The sequence below is a fragment of the Pseudomonas sp. SG-MS2 genome, from assembly GCF_009933855.1.
Taxonomy (GTDB): domain Bacteria; phylum Pseudomonadota; class Gammaproteobacteria; order Pseudomonadales; family Pseudomonadaceae; genus Aquipseudomonas; species Aquipseudomonas putida_E.
Window position 1 is genome coordinate 1 of the sequence record NZ_MOMO01000006.1, and the last position, 11,117, is coordinate 11,117.

Annotated in this window: 9 protein-coding genes and 1 pseudogene; 6 read left to right on the plus strand and 4 right to left on the minus strand. The window is 63.2% G+C overall.

Features of this window, described 5'->3' with window-relative positions; translation table 11 throughout:
• Positions 1–1,093 (minus strand): annotated as a pseudogene (locus BLX42_RS00410) (transcription-repair coupling factor); the annotation flags it as partial.
• Between the two features lie 168 nt (positions 1,094–1,261).
• Here BLX42_RS00410 and BLX42_RS00415 point away from each other — a divergent pair.
• The 3 genes from BLX42_RS00415 (at position 1,262) to sthA (ending at position 5,534) form a co-directional block, all read left to right on the plus strand.
• Positions 1,262–2,725 carry a glyceraldehyde-3-phosphate dehydrogenase gene (locus BLX42_RS00415; RefSeq protein ID WP_012313571.1) on the plus strand — a complete coding sequence of 488 codons (1,464 nt, stop codon included), beginning with the start codon at positions 1,262–1,264 and terminating at the stop codon, positions 2,723–2,725.
• Between the two features lie 211 nt (positions 2,726–2,936).
• Positions 2,937–3,935 (plus strand): FAD:protein FMN transferase, encoded by a 999-nt coding sequence (locus BLX42_RS00420; RefSeq protein WP_161870924.1) that lies wholly within the window; start codon positions 2,937–2,939, stop codon positions 3,933–3,935.
• Between the two features lie 204 nt (positions 3,936–4,139).
• Positions 4,140–5,534, plus strand: coding sequence for a Si-specific NAD(P)(+) transhydrogenase (sthA, locus tag BLX42_RS00425; protein ID WP_012313573.1), 1,395 nt, complete (start codon positions 4,140–4,142; stop codon positions 5,532–5,534).
• A 48-nt stretch (positions 5,535–5,582) separates the two neighbouring features.
• On the opposite strand, the gene BLX42_RS00430 is transcribed toward sthA, so the two are convergent.
• Complete coding sequence (locus tag BLX42_RS00430) at positions 5,583–6,299, minus strand: glycerophosphodiester phosphodiesterase (protein WP_046786451.1); 717 nt, start codon at positions 6,297–6,299, stop codon at positions 5,583–5,585.
• A 31-nt stretch (positions 6,300–6,330) separates the two neighbouring features.
• Positions 6,331–6,915, minus strand: coding sequence for a PilZ domain-containing protein (locus BLX42_RS00435; RefSeq protein WP_012313575.1), 585 nt, complete (start codon positions 6,913–6,915; stop codon positions 6,331–6,333).
• 93 nt (positions 6,916–7,008) lie between these two features.
• Between BLX42_RS00435 and BLX42_RS00440 the strand changes: the two genes are divergently transcribed.
• The 3 genes from BLX42_RS00440 to BLX42_RS00450 are packed head-to-tail and all read left to right on the plus strand — an operon-like array spanning position 7,009 to position 10,248.
• Entirely contained in the window at positions 7,009–8,259 is a 1,251-nt protein-coding gene (locus tag BLX42_RS00440; protein WP_161870925.1) for a lipoprotein-releasing ABC transporter permease subunit, read from the plus strand.
• A 7-nt stretch (positions 8,260–8,266) separates the two neighbouring features.
• Complete coding sequence (gene lolD / locus BLX42_RS00445; RefSeq protein WP_172655298.1) at positions 8,267–8,950, plus strand: lipoprotein-releasing ABC transporter ATP-binding protein LolD; 684 nt, start codon at positions 8,267–8,269, stop codon at positions 8,948–8,950.
• Between the two features lie 56 nt (positions 8,951–9,006).
• Positions 9,007–10,248: a lipoprotein-releasing ABC transporter permease subunit gene (locus tag BLX42_RS00450; protein ID WP_119688580.1), complete on the plus strand. Its 1,242-nt coding sequence runs from the start codon at positions 9,007–9,009 to the stop codon at positions 10,246–10,248.
• A 117-nt stretch (positions 10,249–10,365) separates the two neighbouring features.
• Here BLX42_RS00450 and BLX42_RS00455 read toward each other — a convergent pair.
• Positions 10,366–11,117, minus strand: a 752-nt coding sequence (locus BLX42_RS00455) for a heavy metal sensor histidine kinase (RefSeq protein ID WP_161870926.1), incomplete at its 5' end; no start/stop codon positions are given.

Sequence of the window (11,117 nt, forward strand, 5' to 3'; positions counted from 1 at the left end):
TGGCTTCGATGGCCAGGTTGGGCAGGGTGCGGGCGGGGAAGCGCTCACGGCCGGTACCAGGCTCGACATCATCGGCACTGACCACCACGCGCGGCCACTGCTTGAGCTGGGCGAAGCAGTCTTCCACCGGCAGGAACAGTTCAGAAGGCGGCAGCAATGGGCGGCTCAAGTCGCCGCGGCGGTCTTCGTAGCGCCCGCGCACGTCGTTCCAGAAGTGCTCGGCAGCCTGCTCGACGCCCGGCAGCGAGAACACCTGGGTGTCGCTTGGCAGGTAGTCGAACAGGGTCGAGGTTTCTTCGAAGAACAGCGGCAGGTAGTACTCGATGCCGGCGGGGATGATGCCGCTGGCCAGGTCCTGGAAGATCGCGCTGCGGCGGAAGTCGACATCGAAACGCTCACGGAAGCGTGCCTTGAAGCGCGTCACTTCCTCTTTCTGCATGGGGAATTCGCGTGCCGGCAGCAGGCGGATCGAGTCGACCTTGTCGATCGAGCGCTGGGTCTCCGGGTCGAAGGTGCGCAGGGTCTCGATCTCGTCGTCGAACAGGTCGATGCGGTAGGGCAGCTTGCTGCCCATCGGGAACAGGTCGATCAGCGCGCCGCGTACGGCGAACTCGCCATGTTCGTAGACCGTGTCGACGCAGCGGTAGCCAGTGGCCTCCAGGCGTGAGCGCATCTGCTCTACGTCGATGGTCTGGCCGACGTCCAGCACCAGGCTGCTGCCGAGCAGAAAGCGCGTGGGGGCCAGGCGGTGCAGGGCCGTGGTGATCGGCACCACGAGGATGCCGTGGCTCAATTCCGGCAGCCGGTAGAGGCTGGCGATGCGCTGGGAAATGATGTCCTGGTGTGGCGAGAACAGGTCGTAGGGCAGGGTTTCCCAGTCTGGGAACGGCAGCACCGGAAGGCCGGGGGCGAAGAAGCGCAGCTCCTGCTCCAGACGGTCGGCAGCCTGGCTGTCGGCGGTCAGCAGCAGGGTGAAGCGGCCAGCACTGCTGGCGGCCTCGGCGATGGCAAGGCTGAGGGCGGCACCGGGCAGGTTGCCCCAGGTTTGTTTGCCGGCCGTGGCCGACATTTGCGGTAGGCGCAGAACTGACACGGGAGATTGCACTCCAAGCGTTGCGGCAAAGAGACCGATTGTACCGGTGCCGGTGCGTGCTGTCAGGCTCGGAAAGGGCATGAGCACGGGCTTTGGCTCCCACGACAGGCGCTCATTGCCGGTTACGCGTTGGGGCGTCATAATGTAGCCCCTTTTTTCTCCCCCTACATGTGGAAGGTTCCCGTGACTCAGAAGCCCGACCAGTGTCTTGGTGAGTGGATCGATCGTGAAGCTCTGGCTGAAGCGATGATCCCGCTTATCGGTCAGCTCTACCGCAACAACAACGTGGTGAGCTCGATCTATGGCCGCAGCCTGATCAACCGTTCGGTTATCTCGATCCTCAAGGCCCACCGCTTTGCGCGTCACCGTCAGACCGACGAAACCGAACTGTCCGTCCACGAGACATTCCCCCTGCTCAAAGCCATGAGCGAGCTGAAACTGGGCGCCGCTTCGGTCGACCTGGGCAAGCTGGCCAACAAGTTCAAGCAGGAAGGCAACGGCAAGACCGCCGAGCAGTTCGTGCGTGAAGAACTGGCCGACGTGGTTGGCCAGCAGAACGCTTCGGCGCGCAAGGGCACCGACGTTGTCCTGTACGGTTTCGGCCGCATCGGCCGCCTGCTGGCGCGCATCCTGATCGAGAAGACCGGTGGTGGCGACGGCCTGCGCCTGCGTGCAATCGTTGTGCGCAAGGGTGCCGAAAACGACCTGGTCAAGCGCGCCAGCCTGCTGCGCCGTGACTCGGTGCACGGCCCGTTCGATGGCACCATCACCATCGACGAAGCCAACAACACCATCACTGCCAACGGCAACCTGATCCAGATCATCTACGCCAAGAGCCCGAGCGAAGTCGACTACACCCAGTACGGCATCGACAACGCCCTGATCGTCGACAACACCGGCGTATGGCGTGATGCCGACGGCCTGGGCCAGCACCTGGCCTGCCCGGGCGCTGCCCGCGTGATCCTCACCGCACCTGGCAAGGGCGCGCTGAAGAACATCGTGCACGGCATCAACCACGGTGACATCACCGCCGAGGACAAGATCATCTCGGCAGCTTCGTGCACCACCAACGCCATCGTGCCGGTGCTCAAGGCCATCAACGACCAGTACGGCATCGTCAATGGTCACGTCGAAACCGTTCACTCGTTCACCAACGACCAGAACCTGATCGACAACTTCCACAAGGGCAGCCGTCGTGGTCGCGCCGCGCCGCTGAACATGGTCATCACCGAAACCGGTGCTGCCACTGCTGCCGCCAAGGCGCTGCCGGTGCTCAAGGGCAAGCTGACCGGCAACGCCATTCGCGTACCGACGCCGAACGTGTCGATGGCCATCCTGAACCTGAACCTGGAAAAGGCCACCAACCGCGAAGAAATCAACGAGTACCTGCGCCAGACCGCCATGCACTCGGAGCTGCACAAGCAGATCGATTACGTCAGCTCGCAGGAGGTGGTTTCCACCGACTTCGTAGGCTCGCGCCACGCGGGTGTGGTTGACGCCGAAGCGACCATCGCCAACGATAACCGCGTTGTCCTGTACGTCTGGTACGACAACGAATTCGGTTACAGCTGCCAGGTGGTTCGCGTGATGGAAGACATGGCCGGTGTGAACCCGCCAGCGTTTCCACGCTAATTCGCTTGTAAGGCAATGAAAAAACGGGAACCTTCGGGTTCCCGTTTTTTATGGTCTGATGAACCGATCTGGCCGCTACTGTGTCTGTAATGGCCTCATCGCCGGCAAGCCGGCCCCCACAGGTGAAACAGTGGCTCCAAGGTATGTGGTGACCCTGTGGGAGTCGGCTTGCCGGCGATGAGGCCGGTGCTGGCAACCGAGAACTCAACTTTTGCGCACAGCCCTCCTGTTCATCCTCATGCTGCTGACCGCCTGTAACCAAGGCCCCACCCTGGAGCGCCTCGGTGGCCCTGCCATGGGTAGCAGCTACAGCATCCAGTACGTCCGCGAGCCAGGCGGGCCGGCGCCTGTCCAGGTACAGGCGGCGGTGGAAACGATCCTGCAGGGCATAGATCAGCACTACTCGACCTACCGCGGCGACTCTGCGGTGAGCCAGTTCAATCAGCTCCCCGGCAACCAGTGCCTGGCCTTGCCGTCAGACATGCTCGAACTGGTCACCTTCGGCCAGCACTTGGCCGAACAGAGCGATGGTGCCTTTGACCTCACTGTCGAGCCGCTGCTCGACCTCTGGGGTTTCGGCCCCCAGGCCCGCCATGAGCAGGTGCCAGAACCGCAGGCGCTGGCCAATGCCCGCCTGCGTGTGGGCTACCAGCACTTGCGCATCGAGGGCCAGGCATTGTGCAAGGACGCGCCGGTGCAACTGGACTTCAACAGCATCGCCGCTGGCCACGCCGTGGACCTGATTGCTGCACGCCTGCGTGCCATGGGTATCGCCAGCTTCATTGCCGAAGTTACCGGCGAGCTCAAGGCGGTGGGCGGCAAACCCGATGGCAGCCCATGGCGCATCGCCCTGGAATTGCCCCGCGAAAACCGTCAGATCGCCCGCCAGGTAATACCGGTCAACCGCCTGGGTGTATCGACCTCGGGTGACTATCGGCACTATTTCGAGCAGAATGGCCGGCGCTATTCGCACACCTTCGATGCCCGTCTCGGTCGCCCGGTCGATCATGACCTGGCTGCCGTCACCGTGCTCGATGCCTCGGCGCTGCAGGCCGACGGCTACTCGACCCTGTTGCTGATCCTCGGGCCCGAGCGGGGCTGGGATTTTGCCATCGCTCATGACCTGGCGGCGGTATTGGTGACTCGGGCAGAGGGTGGCTTCGTCTCCCGAGCTACGCCTGCTTTCGAGCGGGCGCTCACAGGCAAGTGAAAGCGCAAGCAGGGACGGTAGCTGCCAGGGAATCGGTGGATGCACATGTAGTGCAGGCAAAATTGGCCTACGACGCGACCAAGGGTTAATGTGCGCGGCGTTCACGCTTGATTAGACTGCACCCGAATTTTCTCATGGCGCCCCGGCGGCATGATCGAGTCCCGCGGCGACCGTGGCCAGCGGGCCAGTTCTGAAGGAGTACGCATGGCTGTCTACAACTACGACGTAGTGGTGTTGGGTTCCGGCCCGGCCGGAGAAGGTGCGGCAATGAACGCCGCCAAAGCAGGGCGCAAGGTGGCGATGGTCGACAGCCGTCGCCAGGTCGGTGGCAACTGCACCCACCTGGGCACCATCCCGTCCAAGGCACTGCGTCACTCGGTGCGGCAGATCATGCAGTTCAACACCAACCCGATGTTCCGAGCCATCGGTGAGCCGCGCTGGTTCTCCTTCCCGGACGTGCTCAAGAGCGCCGAGAAGGTGATTTCCAAGCAGGTCGCTTCGCGTACCGGCTACTACGCCCGCAACCGCGTCGACCTGTTCTTCGGTACCGGCAGCTTCGCCGATGAGCAGACCGTCGAAGTGGTCTGCCCCAATGGCGTGGTGGAAAAGCTCAACGCCAAGCACATCATCATCGCCACCGGCTCGCGTCCGTATCGCCCGGCCGACATCGACTTCCATCACCCGCGTGTCTATGACAGTGACACCATCCTGAGCCTCAGCCACACCCCGCGCAAACTCATCGTTTACGGCGCCGGCGTAATTGGCTGCGAATACGCCTCGATCTTCAGTGGCCTGGGCGTGCTGGTCGAACTGGTCGACAACCGCGGGCAGTTGCTGAGCTTCCTGGATTCGGAAATTTCCCAGGCGCTGAGCTACCACTTCAGCAACAACAACATCACCGTGCGCCACAACGAAGACTACGAGCGGGTCGAGGGCCTGGACAATGGTGTGATCCTGCACCTGAAGTCTGGCAAGAAGATCAAGGCCGACGCCTTGCTGTGGTGCAACGGCCGCACCGGCAATACCGACAAGCTGGGCCTTGAGAACATCGGCATCAAGGTCAACAGCCGTGGCCAGATCGAAGTCGACGAGGCCTACCGCACCAGCGTGCCGAATATCTATGGTGCCGGTGACGTGATCGGCTGGCCGAGCCTGGCCAGTGCCGCCCATGACCAGGGCCGCTCGGCGGCAGGCAGTATCGTCGACAACGGCAGCTGGCGTTTCGTCAACGACGTGCCGACCGGCATCTACACCATTCCGGAGATCAGCTCGATCGGCAAGAACGAGCAGGAGCTGACCCAGGCCAAGGTGCCGTACGAAGTGGGCAAGGCGTTCTTCAAGAGCATGGCGCGTGCACAGATCGCCGGCGAGCCGCAAGGCATGCTGAAGATCCTGTTCCACCGCGAGACCCTGGAAATCCTCGGCGTGCATTGCTTCGGCTACCAGGCTTCGGAAATCGTCCACATCGGCCAGGCGGTGATGAACCAGCCGGGCGAACTGAATAACCTGAAGTACTTCGTCAACACCACGTTCAACTACCCGACCATGGCCGAAGCCTATCGGGTAGCTGCCTATGACGGCCTGAACCGGCTTTTTTGAGCGGCTCCGGCCGGTGGCCTGAGCCGGTCGGGGAGACCGATTTCAGCCCTACCCGAGGGTGGTCTTGGCCAAACCGGGAAAGTCTGTAATCAGGCTGTCCACGCCAAAATCAGCGAGCCGGCGCATCAGTGCCGGCTCGTTGACCGTCCACACCGACACATGCAAACCCTGGCCCTGTGCTTTGAGCAGGCGCTCGGGAGTGCACAATGTCCAGTTCAAGGCCAGCAGATCGCAGCCATAGTTCTGCGCGACCTTCAGCGGGTCGAGCCAGGCGTACTCGGCGACCAGACCGCGCTTCACGTCAGGTACCAGTTCCAGCGCAGCACCCAGTACTTCCCGCGAGCTCGAGGTGATGGTCACCTTGTCCAGCAGGCCGTACTGCTGTGCCAGTTCCCGAATCGCCAGCACCGTGGTGGCGGCACGGGTCCGCGAGGCGCTCTTGACCTCCAGTTGCCAGTGCTCGAAGGGGCATTTTTCGAACAGTTCTTCCAGCCGTGGGATGGGGCAAGGCTGCACATGGCCCGGGCCGCCCTTGCGTGCGTCGTAGGTGACCAGGTCGGCTGCCGGGTGTTCGACCACCTTGCCGCGCCGGCCTGTTGTGCGCTTGAGGGTAGGGTCGTGGATGACCATCAGCTCATTGTCGGCCGACAGGTGCAGGTCCAGTTCGCAGCGGGTCACGCCGTGGGACAGGCACTGACGGAAGCTGTGCAGAGTGTTCTCGGGCGCTTCGCCCTTGGCGCCGCGGTGGCCATAGATGAGGGTCACGTTCGTTCCTTCAGGTCAAAAATGAAAAGGCTCAGGAGGCAGGGTCGCCCTGTTCCAGCTGCTGGCGCCGCTGCTGCTGTTGGCGCTGCAGGATGTAGCGGGCCAGCAACTGGCGCTGGGCATCGGTCATGTCGGTGAATTCGGTGCCGAGTTCGAAGCTGCCATCGGCGCGCGGGTCGCAGTGGGTGACCTTGCCGCGCAGCAGCAGGCCGTGGGCGCGGGGCATCAACACCATCTTCACTTTCACCCGGGTGCCTGGGGCGATTTGCTGAGTTTGTGCGAATTCGATGCCACCTTCGGAGATGATCACCCGTTGGGGCTGGCCGATCTCGCCGATCAGGGTTTGCGCGACCACCGCGCTGAGCAGGTCCAGGCGCTTGTTCTGCGCCCGCAGGAACGCCGCCAGGGTGCGGTCCTTTTCGCTCAGCTGACGCAACAGGTGCTGGGACTCGAAGTCGGACAGGTGCAGCTCACTGAGCAGGTTGAATAGTGGTGAATCATCCTGCAACAGTTCTGGCTCAAGGGCTTCGGCCGCGCTCAGGGGGCTGATTTCCAGTGCGATCCGATCTTCGATGCGGTAGTATTCGCGGCGATCTTCTTCGTCTAATGTCGTCATGGCGAACCCATGGTAGCGGCGGTGGTCCGAGTGTAAAGCCGCCGCAGGCGCCTCGCCACAAGGACGTTCCCTTTCATCCGAACAAGCCCCGACATGTTCAGACCTCTTTTCGCATTCATTGGTACGCGCTACACCCGTGCCAAGCGCCGTAATCACTTCGTCTCGTTCATTTCCCTGACCTCGATGATCGGCCTCGCCCTGGGCGTGGTAGTGATGATCGTGGTGCTCTCGGTAATGAACGGTTTCGACCACGAGATGCGTACCCGCGTGCTGGGCATGGTCCCTCACGCCACGCTTGAGAGCGGCCAGCCGATCAACGACTGGCCTGCCCTTGCCCAACAAGTAAAGCAGAATCCGCAGGTGCTGGCGGTTGCGCCCTATACCCAGATGCAGGGCCTGCTGACCCATGATGGCAAGGTGCAGAAGGTGCTGCTCAATGGTATCGACCCAGGTCGCGAGCGTGAGGTGTCGATCATCGACAACTTCATTCAGCAAGGCCGCCTCGACCAGCTGGCGCCGGGCGAGTGGGGCATCATGATCGGTGACAAGGCGGCCGCCAAGCTGGGCGTGGCCATCGGCGACAAGCTGACCTTCGTCGCCCCTGAAGTCAGCGTGACGCCGGCCGGCATGTTCCCGCGCATGAAGCGCTTCACCGTGGTCGGCACCTTCCACGTCGGTGCCGGCGAGATCGACGGTTACCTGGGCCTGACCAACATTGCCGACCTTTCACGCCTGCACCGCTGGAAGGCGGACCAGGTGCAGGGCCTGCGCCTGAAATTCGACGACCTGTTCCAGGCGCCACGCGTGGCCTGGAGCATCGCCCAGCATTTGGGTGAGCAGGAGTACTACAGCCGCGACTGGACCCGTACCCACGGCAACCTGTACCAGGCGATCCGCATGGAAAAAGCCATGATCGGCCTGCTGCTGTTGCTGATCGTTGCGGTGGCGGCGTTCAACATCATTTCCACCCTGGTGATGGTGGTCAACGACAAGCGTGGTGACATCGCCATCCTCCGTACCCTGGGCGCCACGCCCGGGCAGATCATGGCCATCTTCATGGTTCAGGGTACGGTGATCGGGGTGATCGGCACCCTGATCGGTGCAGTGGTCGGTATCCTCGCTGCGCTCAACGTCAGCGCGGCGATCGCCGGCATCGAGAAACTGATCGGGCACAAGTTCCTCAACGCTGACGTGTATTTCATCGATTACCTGCCCTCGCAGATCCAGGCCCAGGACGTGTACATGGTCTGCGGTGCGGCGCTGGTCCTGAGTTTCTTCGCCACCCTGTACCCGGCCTGGCGTGCGGCCCGCACCCAGCCTGCAGAGGCGCTACGTTATGAGTGAGTCGCGCATGAGTGATAAAGCCGTTCTGAGTTGCCGCAACCTGGGCAAGTCCTACGACGAGGGCCCGGAGTCGGTGCAAGTGCTGGCCGGGCTCAACCTCGAGCTCCACGCCGGGGAGCGGGTGGCCATTGTCGGCAGTTCGGGTTCGGGCAAGAGCACCTTGCTCAACCTGCTGGGCGGCCTCGATCGGCCGACCCAAGGCAGCGTCTGGCTGGCCGGCGAAGAGCTGTCGGCGCTTGGCGAGCGGGCCCGCGGCCTGCTGCGCAACCGTGAGCTGGGCTTCGTCTACCAGTTCCACCACCTGCTGCCCGAGTTCACGGCCATGGAGAACGTGTGCATGCCGCTGCTGATCGGCCGCACCGCGATCCCCGAGGCACGTGAGCGCGCCGAGGCACTGCTCAAGCGTGTCGGCCTGGGCCACCGCCTGCACCACAAGCCGGCCGAGCTGTCCGGTGGTGAGCGTCAGCGGGTGGCCATTGCCCGGGCGCTGGTCAACCGGCCGGGCCTGGTGATGCTCGATGAGCCGACTGGCAACCTCGACCACCACACCGCCCAAGGCATCCAGGAATTGATGCAGGAGCTGTCCAGCGCCTCGCGCACGGCATTCCTGGTGGTGACCCACGACCTCAACCTGGCGCGCCAGATGGACCGTGTGCTGAAACTCGACGACGGTCATCTGGTGGCAATCTGAGCCGCTTGCACGGGGTGGCCTGAGCCACCCCGCAACTTTTTCAGTGGGTGTTTTACATGTTCAGACCCTTGCCCTTGTTCATCGGTGCGCGCTACACCCGTGCCAAGCGCCGCAACCATTTCATCTCGTTCATCTCGATGACTTCGATGATCGGCCTGTCCCTGGGTGTGCTGGCGATGATCGTGGTGCTGTCGGTGATGAATGGCTTCCAGCGCGAAATGAGCTCGCGCATCCTCGGCCTGGTGCCACACGCCAGCATCCTCGGCGTGCAGCCGCTGGACGACTGGCGCAAGGCTGCCGACGCGGCACTGCAGAACCCGGCAGTGATGGCCGCTGCGCCGATCACCGAGATGGAGGGCATGCTCTCCTACAAAGGTGCGATGCAGCCCATCCAGGTCAGCGGTATCGACCCGGCCGAAGAGGGCAAGGTCTCGATCGTCGGCCAGCACATCGTGCAGGGGCGCCTGCAGGCCCTGCAGCCGGGTGAGTACGGCGTGGTGATCGGCGAGCTGACTGCGCGCCGGTTCCGCCTCAATACCGGCGACAAACTGACCCTGATCGTGCCGGAAATCAGCAAGGAGCCGGGCGGCATCACCCCGCGCATGCAGCGCCTGACGGTGGTCGGCATCTTCAAGGTGGGTGCCGAGCTGGACGGTTCGCAGGCTTACATGCACGTGGCCGATGCCGGCGAGATGCAGCGCTGGGCGCCAGGCCAGGTGCAGGGCGTGCGCCTGAAACTGCACGACCTGTATGCCGCACCGCAGGTGTCCAAGGCCATTGCTGCCAGCCTGGGCGATGCCTACCGCGCCGATGACTGGTCGCACACCCAGGGCAGCCTGTTCAGTGCCATGAAGATGGAAAAGACCATGATCGGCCTGCTGCTGCTGATGATCATCGCCGTGGCGGCGTTCAACATCATCGCCACCCTGGTGATGGTGGTGAACGACAAGGGGCCGGACATCGCCATCCTGCGTACCCTGGGCGCCACCCCGGCACAGATCATGGGCACCTTCATGGTCCAGGGCAGCCTGATCGGTATCGTCGGCACATTGATCGGTGGCGTGCTCGGTGTGATTGCTGCGTTCAATGTCAGCCAGATCGTCGGCTGGCTGGAGCGGGTGAGCGGGCAGCACATCTTTACCTCGGATGTTTACTTCATCAGCAGTTTGCCGTCCGAGCTGCAGTGGGGTGATGTGGCGATCATCTGCACCGCCGGGCTGGTGATGAGCTTCCTGGCGACCATCTACCCGGCATACCGCGCTTCGCAGGTGCAGCCGGCGATCGGGCTGGCTGGTTGATTGCACTGTGGGGGCGCTTTGCGCCCCTTTCGCGACACAAGGCCGCTCCTACCGCGATCACGTCAGCTTTGTGAGCGGCCTTGTGTCGCGAAGGGGCTGCAAATCAGCCCACGCGATCTAAAGCGGCTCGCTGAACTCGATTACAAACCGCGTCCAGCCGTCCTTGCACTGTGCCCGGATGCTCCCGCCATGGGCCTGGATGATCGACCGGGTGATTGCCAGGCCCAGCCCCGCATGTTCGCTACTGCCCTCGCGCCGCGCCGGGTCCACCCGATAAAACCGGTCAAACAGCCTAGGCAATGAAGCAGCTTCGATCGGCTTGCCGGTATTGGCCACGCAAACCTTCCCCCCAGGCTCCAGCGTCACGCGTATTTGCCCGCCTGCCGGCGTAAACCGCAGTGCATTGTCGAGCAGGTTGGACAGTGCCCGGCGCAGCATATGCCGGTCGCCCTTCAACGTCGCCTCACCCTCACGCAGCAGCTGCACTTCGTTGTCCTCGGCGAGGGGAGCGTAATACTCCAGCAGCGCGTCCACCTCTTCATGCAACGCCAGCATCGCCTGCCCTGGTGCCAGCAGCCCATGGTCGGCCTTGGCCAGGAAAAGCATGTCGTTGATCATCTGTGCCATCCACTGCAGCTCCTCAAGGTTGCCGTGCAGTGCTTCGCGGTATTCCTCGAGGCTACGGGGGCGGGTGAGGGTGACCTGGGTGTGGGTCAGCAGGTTTGACAGCGGCGTGCGCAGCTCGTGGGCGATATCGGCCGAGAACGCCGACAGGCGCTGGAAGGCGTCATCCAGGCGCTGCAGCATGGCGTTCACGGTGCTGCCCAGTTCCGCCAGTTCTTCCGGCAGCTGCGCCACCGGCAGGCGGG

Coding starts and splice junctions, on each gene's coding strand:
- BLX42_RS00415 (WP_012313571.1), top strand. CDS start 1,262: ATGTGGAAGGTTCCCGTGACTCAGAAGCCCGACCAGTGTCTTGGTGAG.
- sthA (WP_012313573.1), top strand. CDS start 4,140: ATGGCTGTCTACAACTACGACGTAGTGGTGTTGGGTTCCGGCCCGGCC.
- BLX42_RS00435 (WP_012313575.1), bottom strand. CDS start 6,915: ATGACGACATTAGACGAAGAAGATCGCCGCGAATACTACCGCATCGAA.
- BLX42_RS00440 (WP_161870925.1), top strand. CDS start 7,009: ATGTTCAGACCTCTTTTCGCATTCATTGGTACGCGCTACACCCGTGCC.
- lolD (WP_172655298.1), top strand. CDS start 8,267: ATGAGTGATAAAGCCGTTCTGAGTTGCCGCAACCTGGGCAAGTCCTAC.
- BLX42_RS00450 (WP_119688580.1), top strand. CDS start 9,007: ATGTTCAGACCCTTGCCCTTGTTCATCGGTGCGCGCTACACCCGTGCC.